The 15,267-nt window shown below is 28.9% G+C and carries 17 protein-coding genes; 12 read left to right on the forward strand and 5 right to left on the reverse strand.

Annotated features, from left to right (window positions below):
- Positions 1-92: 92 nt before the first annotated feature.
- Positions 93-1,274, forward strand: coding sequence for a hypothetical protein (locus D1817_11695; GenBank protein ID AXT20526.1), 1,182 nt, complete (start codon positions 93-95; stop codon positions 1,272-1,274).
- 63 nt (positions 1,275-1,337) lie between these two features.
- On the opposite strand, the gene ytxJ is transcribed toward D1817_11695, so the two are convergent.
- A complete protein-coding gene (ytxJ, locus tag D1817_11700) occupies positions 1,338-1,724 on the reverse strand; it encodes a bacillithiol system redox-active protein YtxJ (GenBank protein AXT20527.1) in 387 nt (128 codons plus the stop codon).
- Positions 1,725-1,883: 159 nt separating this feature from the next.
- Between ytxJ and clpB the strand changes: the two genes are divergently transcribed.
- The 5 genes from clpB to D1817_11725 all read left to right on the forward strand — a co-directional run bounded on the left by clpB (position 1,884) and on the right by D1817_11725 (position 7,317).
- Positions 1,884-4,487: an ATP-dependent chaperone ClpB gene (clpB, locus tag D1817_11705; protein AXT20528.1), complete on the forward strand. Its 2,604-nt coding sequence runs from the start codon at positions 1,884-1,886 to the stop codon at positions 4,485-4,487.
- Positions 4,488-4,683: 196 nt separating this feature from the next.
- Positions 4,684-5,280, forward strand: a complete 597-nt coding sequence (locus tag D1817_11710; protein AXT20529.1) for a TetR/AcrR family transcriptional regulator — start codon at positions 4,684-4,686, stop codon at positions 5,278-5,280.
- A gap of 59 nt (positions 5,281-5,339) precedes the next feature.
- Positions 5,340-5,822, forward strand: coding sequence for an acyl-CoA thioesterase (locus D1817_11715; GenBank protein ID AXT20530.1), 483 nt, complete (start codon positions 5,340-5,342; stop codon positions 5,820-5,822).
- A 53-nt stretch (positions 5,823-5,875) separates the two neighbouring features.
- Positions 5,876-6,739 carry a TraB/GumN family protein gene (locus D1817_11720; protein ID AXT20531.1) on the forward strand — a complete coding sequence of 288 codons (864 nt, stop codon included), beginning with the start codon at positions 5,876-5,878 and terminating at the stop codon, positions 6,737-6,739.
- A 65-nt stretch (positions 6,740-6,804) separates the two neighbouring features.
- A complete protein-coding gene (locus tag D1817_11725) occupies positions 6,805-7,317 on the forward strand; it encodes a phosphoglycerate mutase (GenBank protein ID AXT20532.1) in 513 nt (170 codons plus the stop codon).
- A gap of 12 nt (positions 7,318-7,329) precedes the next feature.
- Here the strand turns inward: D1817_11725 and D1817_11730 are convergent, their stop codons facing one another.
- The 3 genes from D1817_11730 to D1817_11740 form a co-directional block, all read right to left on the reverse strand.
- A complete protein-coding gene (locus D1817_11730; GenBank protein ID AXT20533.1) occupies positions 7,330-7,968 on the reverse strand; it encodes a hypothetical protein in 639 nt (212 codons plus the stop codon).
- Positions 7,952-8,698 (reverse strand): hypothetical protein, encoded by a 747-nt coding sequence (locus tag D1817_11735; GenBank protein ID AXT20534.1) that lies wholly within the window; start codon positions 8,696-8,698, stop codon positions 7,952-7,954. The genes D1817_11730 and D1817_11735 overlap by 17 nt, the downstream gene beginning before the upstream one ends.
- Before the next feature lie 89 nt (positions 8,699-8,787).
- Entirely contained in the window at positions 8,788-9,531 is a 744-nt protein-coding gene (locus tag D1817_11740) for a deoxyribose-phosphate aldolase (protein AXT20535.1), read from the reverse strand.
- Positions 9,532-9,613: 82 nt separating this feature from the next.
- Here D1817_11740 and smpB point away from each other — a divergent pair, with 82 nt between their 5' ends.
- Positions 9,614-10,072: an SsrA-binding protein SmpB gene (smpB, locus tag D1817_11745; protein AXT20536.1), complete on the forward strand. Its 459-nt coding sequence runs from the start codon at positions 9,614-9,616 to the stop codon at positions 10,070-10,072.
- Between the two features lie 45 nt (positions 10,073-10,117).
- Positions 10,118-10,645 carry a hypothetical protein gene (locus D1817_11750; GenBank protein ID AXT20537.1) on the forward strand — a complete coding sequence of 176 codons (528 nt, stop codon included), beginning with the start codon at positions 10,118-10,120 and terminating at the stop codon, positions 10,643-10,645.
- Between the two features lie 5 nt (positions 10,646-10,650).
- Here the strand turns inward: D1817_11750 and D1817_11755 are convergent, their stop codons facing one another.
- Entirely contained in the window at positions 10,651-11,292 is a 642-nt protein-coding gene (locus D1817_11755) for a protein-L-isoaspartate(D-aspartate) O-methyltransferase (GenBank protein ID AXT20538.1), read from the reverse strand.
- Positions 11,293-11,450: 158 nt separating this feature from the next.
- On the opposite strand from D1817_11755, the gene D1817_11760 reads away from it, so the two are divergent.
- The 4 genes from D1817_11760 to D1817_11775 are packed head-to-tail and all read left to right on the forward strand — an operon-like array spanning position 11,451 to position 15,265.
- Entirely contained in the window at positions 11,451-12,410 is a 960-nt protein-coding gene (locus D1817_11760; GenBank protein ID AXT20539.1) for a gfo/Idh/MocA family oxidoreductase, read from the forward strand.
- Positions 12,411-12,441: 31 nt separating this feature from the next.
- Positions 12,442-13,332, forward strand: coding sequence for a 3-hydroxybutyryl-CoA dehydrogenase (locus tag D1817_11765; protein ID AXT20540.1), 891 nt, complete (start codon positions 12,442-12,444; stop codon positions 13,330-13,332).
- Positions 13,333-13,387: 55 nt separating this feature from the next.
- Positions 13,388-14,605, forward strand: coding sequence for a DUF1015 domain-containing protein (locus D1817_11770; protein ID AXT20541.1), 1,218 nt, complete (start codon positions 13,388-13,390; stop codon positions 14,603-14,605).
- Complete coding sequence (locus tag D1817_11775) at positions 14,606-15,265, forward strand: YggS family pyridoxal phosphate-dependent enzyme (GenBank protein AXT20542.1); 660 nt, start codon at positions 14,606-14,608, stop codon at positions 15,263-15,265. It begins immediately after the preceding gene.
- Positions 15,266-15,267: the final 2 nt, after the last annotated feature.

Here is a 15,267-nt window from a genome sequence, read left to right on the forward strand (position 1 = left end):
AAATATTTAAATCATTTTTTTTAAATCAGAAATTTAATTTATTTTTTTGGCATCACTATTGAATACCCCTAATTAACTTAAAACTAAAGCTTATGAAAAAACTACTACTCTTAACAGTATTTCTTTCAGTATTGGTAGCCTGTGGTGGAAGAAAACAAACAGAAAAAGCATTAAACTCTGGTAATTATGACCAAGCAATTTCTAATGCTTTAAAACGTCTTAGCAATAACAAAGATAAGAAGCGAAAACAAGAGTTTATCATTTTGTTAGAAGATGCTTATCAAAAAGTAATTGCTCGGGATTTAAGAACTATTGATGGTCTAAAAAAAGATGGTAATCCAGAATTTTATAAATCTATTTATGAAACTTACTTAAGTTTAAATTCTAGGCAAGAAGCTATAAAACCTGTGTTACCTTTATATATTGACAATAGAAGTATTAATTTAGATTTTAAAGATTATACTAAGGATATTATAGACTATCGCTATAAAGTATCAGATTTTCTTACAGACAAAGGTTTAGATTTATTAGACACTAATAATAAATATAATGCTAAAGAAGCTTATGAACTCCTTAGTTATGTTGAACAAATCAATCCAAACTTTGAAGATGTAAGAGATTTAATGGCTGAAGCACATCGTAAAGGTACTGATTATGTATTTGTATCTATTGAAAATCAAACAAATCAAATTATTCCCAAGCGATTGGAGGATGAATTATTAGATTTTGACACATATGGGTTGAATAAATTTTGGACTGAATATCACGCTTCAAAAGCTAAAGATGTAAATTACAATTACGAAATGGAGTTACAATTAAGACAGATTAATATTTCTCCAGAGCGTGTATACGAAAAAGAATATATACGAGAAAAAGAGATTATTGATGGGTGGGAATATAAAAAAGACAGAAGAGGAAATGTGGTTAAAGACAGCTTAGGTAATGATATTAAATTAGATAAAATTATTACTGTAACATGTGGTTTTTACGAATTCACACAATCTAAAGCTACTCAAGTTATCGCAAAAGTAGTTTACTCAGATAAGAATACAAATCAAGTATTGGATGATTTTACAATAGATAGTGAGTTTGTTTTTGAAAATATTTATGCTGAGATAGAAGGAGATAGAAGAGCCTTAAATAAAGATGATAGATATATTTTAAAAAATAACCGAATTGTAGATTTTCCTTCAAATGAACAGATGGTTTATGATACTGGAGAAGATCTTAAACAGAAACTCAAAAACATTATTAGATCTTATAATTTTAAATAAAAACAAAAAAGCTCTCAAATTTAATTGAGAGCTTTTTTATTATATACTTATATATGTATTATTCTAAATAAATTTATTTAAATCAATTTGATTAATAGCTCCATGAGATGCATTTGCAACGGTTGTTCCATTTTTTATAATTAACATTTGAGGAGATTGATGCATTACTTGAAATTTATATCCTACCTCATCAGAAACATCCCTATAACTTAATAAATCTAAGTAATATAGGTCTAAATCTTCTTCAGTTAAATCAAAACTATCAACAAACTGTTTAATTACCATTCTGCTAATTCCACAACGTGTAGAATGCTTAAAAATAACTTGTGTTTTAGTTTTAGATTTTTTCTCTATATAATTTAATTGAGGTACTGTGTTTAAAGGAATCCAAGGCAGTGTTTTTTCTTCTCGAGGTTCTGATCCTTTAAATATTTTATTTAATAATCCCATCTATAATGTTTCAATTTAAAATTTTAGTCGTATAACCAATAAAATCTTACATTGACAAAAAGTCATTAAAAATCATCGATATACAGACATTTTGTCTTTAAAAATATGATGGTAAGATAATTGATTTATGCCTAATCTAAAATACAAAAAAATAAAGTTATGAACTTTAACAACTATACTATAAAATCACAAGAAGCTATACAATTATCACAACAGTTGACACAGAGCTTCGAACATCAACAAATAGAAAACGAGCATCTATTTAAGGCAATCTTTGAGATAGATAAAAACGTTTTGCCATTTATTTTAAAAAGATTAAACATTAATGCTTCTATACTTCAACAAGTATTAAATAAAGAGCTTACTCACTTTCCAAAAGTTTCTGAGGCAGATATTGTACTATCTCAAAATACAGGAAAAACAATAAATGAAGCATCAATTATTGCAAAAAAAATGAATGATGAGTTTGTGTCTATAGAACACTTAATTTTAGCAATTTTTAAATCTAAAAGTAAGATTGCTCAGATACTAAAAGATCAAGGTGTTACAGAAAAAAAATTAACCTCAGCTATTACCGAATTAAGAAAAGGCGAACGCGTCACTTCGCAATCTCAAGAGAATACTTATAATGCTTTAGAGAAATATGCTAAAAACTTAAATCAATTAGCTAAAAATGGAAAATTAGATCCAGTGATTGGTAGAGATGAAGAAATACGTCGTATCCTTCAAATTTTATCACGCCGCACTAAAAACAATCCAATTTTAGTTGGAGAACCTGGTACTGGTAAAACCGCTATAGCTGAAGGTTTAGCACATCGTATTATTGATGGCGATATCCCTGAAAATTTGAAAGACAAACAAATATTTGCCTTAGATATGGGGGCATTAATTGCTGGTGCAAAATTTAAAGGAGAATTTGAAGAACGTTTAAAAAGTGTTATCAAAGAAGTGACAACTAGCGATGGAGACGTAGTATTATTTATTGATGAAATCCATACACTTGTTGGTGCTGGAGGTGGTGAAGGTGCAATGGATGCAGCTAATATTTTAAAACCTGCTTTAGCAAGAGGTGAGCTTAGAGCCATAGGAGCAACAACATTAGACGAATATCAAAAATATTTTGAAAAAGATAAAGCATTAGAACGTCGTTTTCAAAAAGTAATAGTAGATGAGCCAGATAATGAAAGTGCTATTTCCATTTTAAGAGGCATTAAAGAAAAATACGAAACACATCATAAGGTTCGCATTAAGGATGACGCTATTATTGGAGCAGTAGAACTCTCCAGCAGATATATTACTAATAGGTTTTTACCAGACAAAGCTATCGATTTGATGGATGAAGCTGCATCAAAATTACGAATGGAGATTAACTCAAAACCAGAAGAGCTTGATGTTTTAGATAGAAAAGTAATGCAATTAGAAATTGAAATTGAAGCTATTAAACGCGAACAAGATGAATTAAAATTAAAATCACTTAAATCTGAACTTGCTAATCTAAAAGAAGAACGCAATACTATTAATGCTAAATGGAAAAATGAAAAAGAAGTTGTAGATAATATTCAAAACACAAAACAAATTATAGAGAATTATAAACTAGAAGCAGAACGTGCAGAACGTGATGGAGATTATGGTAAAGTAGCAGAATTAAGGTATGGTAAAATAAAAGATGCTCAGGTACAGCTTGAAATATTTCAAAAGCAATTACAAGAACAACAAAACACTTTAATAAAAGAAGAAGTTACTTATGATGATATTGCCGAAGTTGTTGCAAAATGGACTGGTATTCCAGTTAGTAAGATGGTGCAAAGTGAGCGAGAAAAATTATTAAAACTGGAAAACGAATTACATAAGCGTGTTATAGGGCAAGAAGAAGCTATTATTGCTGTAAGTGATGCAGTAAGACGTAGTCGAGCTGGATTACAAAATCCGGGTAAGCCTATCGGTTCGTTTTTATTTCTTGGAACTACTGGTATTGGAAAAACAGAACTAGCTAAGGCTTTAGCTAATTATTTGTTTGATGACGAAAATGCAATGACACGTATTGATATGAGTGAATATCAAGAACGTCATTCTATTAGTCGCTTGGTAGGAGCACCTCCAGGATACGTGGGCTATGATGAAGGTGGTCAATTAACTGAAGCTGTTCGTAGAAAACCTTATTCTGTTGTATTATTAGATGAGATTGAAAAGGCACACCCAGATACTTTTAATATTTTATTACAAGTATTAGATGAAGGGAGGCTAACAGATAATAAAGGAAGAATTGCTGATTTTAAAAACACTATTATTATCATGACATCTAATATAGGAAGTCAAATTATTCAGGAACGTTTCGAAACTTTAAAAGATATCGATACTGCTACTGAGTCTGCAAAACTAGATGTATTAGGATTATTAAAACAATCTGTGAGGCCAGAATTTTTAAATAGAATTGACGATATCGTAATGTTCAAACCTTTAAGTAGAAAAGATATTATTGACATTGTTGGGTTACAATTAAAAAATGTTACAAAAATGATTGCCAAACAAGGCATTACATTTGACGCTACAGAACAAGCTATTGCTTATTTAGCAGATAAAGGTTATGAGCCTGAATATGGTGCAAGACCTGTAAAACGTGTTATTCAAAAACAAGTTTTAAATGCATTAAGCAAAGAAATGTTAGCTGGAAAAATAACAACAGACAGCATTATTCTCTTAGATGCATTCGATGATAAATTAGTTTTTAGAAATCAAAATGATTTGGTTGCAGAAGAGTTTTAAAAATAAAAACAACAAGAAAAGTATTTTTTAGCACTCATATAGTTAATTGGTTAGTTGAAAAATAGCATGAATCTTGCTTTAGATAAATGCTGTTTTTTTTATAGATTTCTATTTTGTTATTTATATCATTCATAATAATAGAAGGATAAATAAAGTAAAATATACCAATTAGTATATTTTATATATATTTGTATTTATGCAAACAAAAGCAGAACAAACAAAATTATTTATTTTAGAAACTGTTGCTCCTATTTTTAATCGAAATGGTTATGCAGCAACTAGTATGAGTGATATTACCAAAGCTACAGGTTTAACAAAAGGTGGTATTTATGGGAATTTCCAAAATAAAGAAACACTTGCAATTTCGGCTTTTAAATTTACAATCAAAAAACTGATGAAGCGCATAGCAAACCATTTAGAGCTTAGCGATTCCCCTATTCAAAAATTATTTTTGATTTCAGATTTCTACAGAAATTACTATACTTACAGTAAAGAATTAGGGGGTTGCCCTGTTTTAAACATTGGTGTAGATGCAAATAATCAAAATACTTTATTGCTTAAAAATGTAAAAATTATAATTGAAAAAATTCAAGATCAGATCGCCTCTATAATAGAAAATGGAATTGAAGCTAGAGAAATTTCGACTGAAATAAACGCAATGCAATATGCAAAACGTCTAGATACAATGATTCAAGGTGCTATATTTATGACTTATACTATGGATGACGAATTTTATATGAAAGATACAATGAATCAAATTGATCAAATGATTCATAACGAATTGAAAATTTAAAAAAATTTAATTAGTTATATACCAATTGGTATATAAAAGCATATATAAATAATTAAAAAATGAAGAAAGTTGTTAATAGTAAAACCAAAATCAGATTTCAGCATTGTGATCCTTTTAACCATTTAAATAATGGAAATTATATTGATTATTTTATGAATCATCGTGAAGATCAATTATTAGAGCATTATAATATTGATATTTATAAAATAGCCAAAAAAACTGGATTGAGTTGGGTTTCTAATAGTAATCAAATTGCTTATTTAAAACCTGCCTTTTTAATGGAAACAGTTTTGATAGAATCACAACTCATACATTTTAACGACAGTGAGTTAAAAGTAGAAATGCGTATGTTTAATGAAGCCAAAACACAATTAAAAGCAGTTATTTGGTGCGGATTTGTTCATTTTGATTTATTAAAACAATCTAGAGCGAAACATTCTGACGAACTAAGTAAATTGTTCAAAACTATTATTAATCCAGTAAATGCAATTAGCTTTGAAGAGCGTCTTTTAGAATTTAAAGCTATGAAAATAAAAATTTAGATCTGTGTAACAAATAACAAACATGCAATACTTATGATTAAAACACAATCATGATGAAAAAAATCTTTTACTTTTTAGCTCTAAGCATCTCTACATTTTTTAGTTCTCAAGCTCAAGAGTTGGATAAAGCGCTTCTTTGGAAAATCTCAGGAAACGGATTAGAAAAACCTTCTTATTTATATGGAACAATACATATAACTTGTGATGCTAGTTTAGATAATAATGTAAAAAAAGCATTAGATGAAACTTCACAATTAGCTTTAGAAATAGATATGGATGATCCTAACATGCAAACTGCAATGTTTGGAGGTATTAATATGAAAGACGGAAAAACTATTAAAGAAATGGTAAGTGAAGAAGACTATAAATTATTAAATACTTTAGTTACTAAAAACATTGGTGCCTCAATAGAGGCTTTTAATACTATGAAACCATTTTTTATAACAGCATCTATGTATCCTAAAATGATTGATTGTGCTAATTTTCAATCTTTTGAACAAGCATTAATGCAAGTTACAAAGGCACAAGGTGAAGGGATAGTAGGATTAGAAACCATACAAGATCAATTAGATGTTTTTGATGCTATTCCTTATGAAGAGCAAGTAAAAGATTTATTAAGGTCTGCTAAAGATGATTTAGCTAATGACAAAAAGCTTCTTAAAGAAATGCTTGCTTTATATGCTGATAAAGATATTGTTGGATTAGAAAGATTAATGAATAGTGATCAAGAAACCAGTACAGCAAAATACAAAGATATTATGTTAGATAATCGTAACAAGAACTGGATATCTAAAATTGAAAGTTTATCCAAAAAACAGCCTACATTTTTTGGTGTTGGTGCTGGTCATTTACCAGGTAAAAATGGAGTAATTACACTTTTAAGAGATAAGGGCTATACTGTAACTGCAGTTAAATAAATCGTTTAATATTTTATTTAATTAACAATACGATTTATATTTGAGTACACAAAAAACAAACTCCCATGAGGCATCTATTTATATTCACTTTAATTGTATTATTAGCAACACCAGCTTTCTCTCAACAAAAAGAAAATACTGAAACAAGTACATTTTATTTCATCCGTCATGCTGAAAAAGATAGAAGTGATGCCAAAAACAGAAACCCTAATCTTATTGAAAAAGGCTTATTGCGTGCAGCAAAATGGAGTAAAGTTTTAGAAAATGTAAAATTCGACAACGTATATTCTACAAATTACAACCGTACAAAACAAACTGCCCTCCCAACAGCAGAAAAAAATAATTTAGAGATTACTTTATACGACCCTAGAAATATAGATGGATCAGCTTTTATTAAAAACAATAAAGGAAAAACTGTTTTAGTTGTTGGACATAGTAATACTACTCCAGCCTTTGTAAATGCTGTTATTGGTAGTAAAAAATATAAAAATATTGATGATAGTAACAATGCTAATCTTTATATAGTTACTATTTTTCCAAATGGCAACTTATCAGATACTATGTTAGTGATTGATTAGTATTATAATATCTTACTGAGAACCAAACACCTTAAATCTTAAACCTAAAGAAGGATAAATAGATTGCGCATTATCAAAAAAAGATTGATCTTGAGAAGCAGATTCTATTCTAAAAAAATCAAAGTAATTAATGATCGATATATTTAATTCTAAACGATGATAAATTTCATAATTAAATTGGACTTTAACTCCAAAAAAAAGACCATCATCTCTTGGTTTATCATTAGTAAAATTCAAATTATGCCGTAACTTTATATATCCAGTGTGCAAAGATGGTGTGATATCAATTTTTCTATGAATTGTTAATGGGTAACCTAAACCAAATGAAACTCTATTAAAGTTAGAAGAACGTATATTTCCTATTAATTCTGGTCTTTCAACATTTCCAGAAGAAATACTGAAATCCAAATAAGCTCTCATATTATAAAAAAATGTTGTAGCTACACCAAAGTTAATACCTCCATCTAAATCATAAGTTGCATTAATAAAATTATCTCCGTAAAATATAGGTTGGACATAATTAACAGAAAAAAAAATCTCAAAACCTGGTTTAATTTCTTCTTTTACATTATTTTCTTGTTGAGTCCAAGCTATTTGAACAAAAAACAATAATCCTAATAATGTAAATATAGGTTTAGTATTCAAATACATAGTTTACTACGTCTTGATTAATTGGGATTTGAATAACTCCAGAGTCTATTAAGTTATCGCTATCGTCTGATAGTGTATATGAAAATGTAGCTATCGTATTCTGAAGCGTTTCATTTACCATTGAGAGAGATAAATCTTCAGGGAATAAATTCTTTTGAATTATGTTAGATACATTATCAGAGCCATCTATAAGATTAAATATTTGATTCCTTCTATCTGTTTCTAATGAAAAACGAAGAATATTTTGAGAGCCCGAAGTATTATTAATATCAAAGTTTAACAATGCAACTCTTCTTAATATAACATCAGGTAAATCAATTGTATTTGATTCAGGGTCATCATCTATTTCAAAAATAACAGCTCCAAAATTCTCATTTACCGAATTTACAAATGTATTATCATCTGTCACTCCATTAATAATAATCGCTAAACTTCCATTATTTCTATCTGGTGCTAAAGAAATCAATCTAAGCTCGCCATCAGTATCAGTATTGCCAAAACCTAACACACCATTAAAATTTGGCAAAAAAAGTGGTAACACAAATAATACATCAAAAACCCCTATTTCTCTACCATTTGCAAATACAACAACATTAACATTAGGTATGGCTACATTGTTTATGTCAACAACATTAATATCAAAACCTAAACGTCTATTATTTTCAACATCTTCACATGTAAAAAGTAATATACATACAATAAAGAAAATTATTGGCTTAAAGTTCTTCATATTTTTAAGATATGAAAAAAATAATTTGGTTGCGTTTTTAAATGTTAATTTAAGATAAATTAAGTAAAGTTAAAATTATAAAAAAGTTTTTAATAAAGCTTTACAGAAACGTTTTCTAATTCAATTTTAGAAAGTAACTTCATTTCATTTTCTTCATACATTTTATCTAGATCTAAAACAGAAACAGATTCGTCATTTGGCTTATAATTATTATAATCTACAACTCGAATACCTTCTACAATACGTTCATTATATGCTTCTCTAAAACGTAAGCCTAAACCATCGTCTTCATTATAAGAATATGCTATATAATCTGTTTTATAAGTTTTGGTATTAACCCAATATACAAATACATCTTCAAAATCTTCTCCTCCTCCATCTTGATCAAAAGTCACTTTAATTTTATGGTATTTATTTCCTTTTATGCTTATTTCTCCTATATAATCTTTATTTACTGCAGCGTCATTTAACCCAAAAGGTAATACCGAAAAATAGTGCACAGAATTTACCGAAGCAGTATAGCGTGGTACCATACTATCTGGAACAGCCACTACGGTATTATTGATTAATCTTTTATAACCTTCGTTAGATACTGCATCAACAATAGTATTAACTGAATCTTTTCTTATACGTTGTAGTTCAAACTTACCATTATTACGAATAGATTTATAATGTACTTTTCTGAAGTCAAAATCCATATCAAAATGATTAAACTTATTTCCTCCAGCAATAAGTATAGCTTTGTCAATAATATTTTGTGCAGTAGGTTCTACTTCATTTTTACAAGAGATTACAAGTAATGATATCGTTAGTAATAAAATAAGCTTTTTCATTAGGGTCATTTTAAATTATGCCACGAAATTAATCAATTTTAAAGTTAAATAGAGTTAATAAAATTATGTAGTTTTGGCTTCAATGCAAAAAAATGTTAACATACAAAACAAGAAAGCTCGTTTTGAGTATGAGTTATTAGATAATTACACTGCAGGTATTGTATTGTCTGGTACTGAAATTAAATCTATTAGACAAAGTAAAGCATCTATTACAGAGAGTTTTTGCGAGTTTAACGAGCAAGGAGAGCTTTTTGTAGTTAATATGTCCATTGAAGAGTACATTTATGGTACACATTATAATCATTTACCTAAAGCAACTCGAAAATTACTTCTTAATAAAAAAGAGCTTCGTAAATTAGAAAAAGAAGTAAAAAACACTGGGCTAACCATAGTACCTTTAAAATTATTTATCAATGACAAAGGATTTGCTAAACTTAATATTGCTTTAGCAAAAGGTAAAAAACTTTATGACAAGCGTGAATCTCTAAAAGATAAAGATAACAAGCGCAACTTAGATAGGATTAAGAAAAGTTTCAAATAGTTTAATCTTAGAATTACTATATTTACTTTTATAACTACATTAAAAATGAAACAATTAGCTCTTTTAATATTATTTTTATTTACTTCAACTAACATAATAAATGCTCAAAATACTTCAAAATATCTCAATAAAGTAAAAACGTTAGATTCTACAATTGAAACTTTATATGGTGTCATCTCTGGTGAAAAAGGAGAAGCTCGTAATTGGGAATTATTTAATTATCTATTTCATCCAGATGCTAAATTAATTCCATCAGGTAAAAACAGAAACGGGAATTATACAGCACGCTATATGTCTGCAGAAGATTACATAAAAACTTCAGGAGAGTTTTTAGTTAACAATGGCTTTTTTGAAGAAGAGATTCATCGTGTTACTAATACATTTGGAAACATTACACAAATATTTAGCACTTACGAATCTTATAAAAGCAAAAGTGATACAAAGCCTTTTATGCGTGGTATTAACAGCATTCAATTATTAAATTCTGGAGATCGTTGGTGGGTTATTAATATTTACTGGACTGCAGAAACATCTGAAAATCCTATCCCTAAAAAATATTTACCGAAACAATAAGTAATTTAGTTTTTATCTTCAAGTAAAGGTACAAATCTAAATTCCCCTAATTCATGTTTTTCAAATTCTTTAATATCCTTACGGATAAACAGAGTCATTACTTGAACATCATTACCAACTGGGATTACCAGTCTACCTCCTATTTTTAGTTGGGATAATAATGGTTTAGGTACAAATGGTGCCCCAGCAGTAACAATAATACCGTCAAAAGGTGCTTCTTCTGGTAACCCTTTATAGCCATCTCCAAAAATAAATTTCTTGGCTGAATATCCTAGTTTAGGTAAAAATTTGCTTGTTTTTTTAAATAGTTCCTGTTGGCGTTCAATTGAAAATATTTTTGCTCCAAGCTCATATAATACTGCAGTTTGATAACCACTACCCGTTCCTATTTCTAATATTTTGTCGCCTTTTTTAATTTGAAGTAATTCTGTTTGAAAAGCAACAGTATAAGGTTGAGATATCGTTTGATTTGCTCCAATAGGGAATGCTTTATCTTGATAAGCATGATCTAAAAACCCTGAATCCATAAATAAATGACGAGGAATTTTCCCTATAGCATTTAACACACTTTCATCAGTTATTCCTTTTGTTTTTATAACATTTATTAGTTGTTGTCTTAATCCTTTATGCTTAAATGTATCTTTCAATTTTACTTCAATTTTTCAGCGCTAAAAATAGTCAAACATTTTAAAGCTAAAAATTAATTTATCTATTAATAAAGCTATAAAATAGCATCAATATTTTATTATTAAATTCACATTAATAAACCTTTAAAAAGTTTATTTTTGTGAAAAATAGAAAAACGATGCTAAAAGCTGGTGTTCTTGGTGCTGGTCATCTAGGAAAAATTCATTTAAGACTTCTTAATCAATCAGAAAAATATGAGCTTATAGGCTTTTATGATGCAGATAAAGAAAATGCAAAAAAAGTAGTAGACGAATTTGGTTATACATATTTTAACACCATCGAGGGGCTTATTAATGCTGTAGATGTTGTAGATATTGTTACACCAACACTTTCTCATTATGATTGCGCAAAACAAGCCATAGCTAAAGGCAAACATATTTTTATTGAAAAACCAATAACAAATACTGTTGAAGAAGCAGAAGAAATTCGAACTTTAGTAGCTTCTAATAAAGTAAAAGGACAAGTAGGGCATGTTGAGCGATTTAATCCCGCGTTTATTGCTATTAAAGATGATATTGAATCTCCTATGTTTATCGAAACACATCGATTAGCTGAGTTTAATCCTCGAGGCACTGATGTTCCGGTAGTTTTAGATTTAATGATTCATGATATCGATATCATTTTAAGTGTTGTTAAATCTAAAGTTAAAAATATATCTGCAAGTGGTGTTTCAGTAATTAGTGACACTCCAGATATTGCGAATGCTAGAATTGAATTTGAAAATGGTTGTGTTGCTAATCTCACTGCGAGTCGCATTTCATTAAAAAATATGCGTAAAACAAGATTTTTTCAAAAAGATGCATATATATCAGTAGATTTTTTAGAAAAAAAATGTGAGGTTGTTAAAATGAAAAATGCACCCAAACAAGCAGGAGATTTTGATATGATCCTACAAAACGCTGAAGGAGTTAAAAAACAAATTTATTTCGACAATCCTGAAATATCGAGTAATAATGCCATCTTAGATGAGCTAGAAACTTTTGCAAACGCTATTAATAATAATACAAAACCAATTGTAACGCTTCATGATGGTACTGAAGCCTTAAGAGTAGCCACAATGATTATTAATCAGTTCTAAAATAAAGCAATTAAAAAATAAATAAATTTATATGAAAAACGTAGCTGTTATAGGTGCAGGAACAATGGGTAATGGAATTGCACATACTTTTGCTCAAAGTGGATTTAAAGTACAACTAATAGATATTAGCGAACAATCTCTTAAACGAGGTATAGATACTATCACTAAAAACTTGGATAGGATGGTTGCTAAAGAAAGGATAACTGAAGCAGACAAAGTAGAAACTTTAGCAAATATTACCACTTATACTGATATTACAAGCGGTGTTGAATATGCAAGCTTAGTTGTTGAAGCTGCTACCGAAAATTTAGATTTAAAACTAAAAATATTTAAGCAACTTGATGAAGCTTGTCCAGAAGACACTATTTTAGCTACAAATACTTCTTCAATTTCTATCACACAAATTGCTGCTGTGACCTCTCGCCCAAAAATGGTTATTGGGATGCATTTTATGAACCCTGTGCCAATTATGAAATTAGTTGAGATCATTCGTGGATATAACACTAGTGATGAAGTAACAAGTATTATTATGGAAATGTCTAAAACTTTAGGGAAAATTCCAGTAGAAGTAAATGATTATCCAGGTTTTGTAGCCAATCGAATTTTAATGCCAATGCTTAATGAATCTATTGAAACTTTATATAACGGTGTAGCTGGAATACAAGAAATAGATACCGTTATGAAGTTAGGAATGGCACATCCAATGGGGCCATTGCAACTTGCTGATTTTATTGGATTAGATGTGTGTTTATCTATACTTAACGTAATGTATGATGGATTCAAAAACCCTAAATATGCTCCTTGTCCATTATTAGTAAATATGGTAAGAGCTGGCAAGTTAGGTGTGAAATCTGGGGAAGGATTTTATGATTATTCAGAAAGCAAAAAGGCAGATAAAATTGCTTCTCAGTTTTTAAAATAAAAATATTAAACTAAACAGTATACGGATTTATCTGAATTACTAAAAATTAATAAGAATGGCTAAAGTAATTCCGTTTAAAGCAATTCGACCTACACGAGATAAAGTGAGTTTAGTTGCGTCTCGCTCTTATCAAAGCTATACTCAAGCCGAAAGAGAAGCTCGATTGGATTACAATCCATATTCATTTTTGCACATTGTTAATCCAGGTTATAAATACGATAGAGAGGTTAGTGGAAAAGATCGTTATAATTTAGTTAGAAATCGATACTTAGAATTTAAAGAAGATGAAATTTTCGTGCAAGATGAAACATCTTGCTATTATGTTTATAAAATTGTAAATCGTGATGGATATATATTATCTGGCATTATAGCTGCAGCAAGTGCAGAAGATTATGAAAACAATATCATAAAAAAACACGAAGACACTATTGAGTATCGTGAGCATATTTTTAAAGATTATCTAAAAACTGTTGGGTTTAATGCTGAACCTGTATTATTAACTCATCCTGATAATAACACTATTAGCAGTATTATTTCTGATACTCAAAAGCATCGTGCAGAGTTCGAATTTACCACTACATATAGAGACACTCATTATTTATGGCTTATCGATGATATTGACATCATAAACAAGCTTGAAAAAGAATTTAAATCTATTGAAACACTTTATATAGCAGATGGTCATCACCGTTCTGCTTCATCTCATTTATTATTTAAAGAAGATAATACTAAAGAATCTTCTAAATATTTTATGAGCTATTTAATTTCTGAGTCTGATTTACGTATTTATGAATTTAATCGAATAGTAAAAGACTTAAATAATTTAAGTAAAGAAGAGTTTTTAATACAATTAGATACGATGTATCGTATTGAAAATAGAGGTGCTGAATTATATAAACCTTCTAAAAAGCATCATTTTAGCATGTATTTAGATGGTGAGTTTTATTCTCTATATTTAAGGCACTCTGAATATGAATTTAATTCATCTCTGGATGCTTTAGATACACAGATTTTATATAAAACAATTTTGGATCCTATTTTAGGAATTACAGATTTACGTAACGATACTCGTATTGAATATTCACATGGTAAAAATGATTTGGTATCTATAAAAACAAAAGTAGATAGTGGGGAATTTACAGTTGGGTTCGGATTATTACCTATCACTATCGATGAATTAAAACAAATTGCAGATGATGAATTAACAATGCCACCAAAAAGTACTTATATCGAGCCTAAACTTAGAAGTGGTATTACTATTTATGAATTTTAAATGAGTATACAAAAAAACTTAAATACTATAAAATCATCATTACCAGATCACGTTACTTTGGTTGCTGTTTCAAAAACTAAACCTATAAGTGATTTAATGGAAGCTTATAATGCTGGACAACGCATTTTTGGGGAAAATAAGATCCAAGAAATGGTAGAAAAGCAAGCTGTTATGCCAAAAGATGTTGAGTGGCATATGATTGGTCATATACAAAGCAATAAAGTTAAGTATATGGCGAGTTTTGTTAATTTAATTCATGGTGTAGATAGTTTAAAATTATTAAAAGAAATAAATAAACAAGCTCAGAAACATAATCGAGTTATTGATTGTTTATTACAAATAAAAATAGCTTCCGAAGATTCTAAATTTGGTATGACTCCTGAAGAGGTAAAAAGTTTATTATCATCTATAGTTTATTCTGAATGTGCTCATGTTAAAATTATTGGTGTAATGGGGATGTCAACATTTACTGATGACACCAATCAAATTAAAAATGAATTTAATTCATTGAAAACACTTTATGAAGAGTTAAAACAAACTAACCCTGCTTTTAATATAATATCAATAGGTATGAGTGGTGACTATCAACTAGCAATAGATTGTGGTAGTACGATGGTTCGCCTCGGAAGTAGTATCTTTGGACATCGAAATTACAATTAAGT

The sequence above is a fragment of the Flavobacteriaceae bacterium genome, from assembly GCA_003443635.1.
Lineage (GTDB): Bacteria > Bacteroidota > Bacteroidia > Flavobacteriales > Flavobacteriaceae > AU392.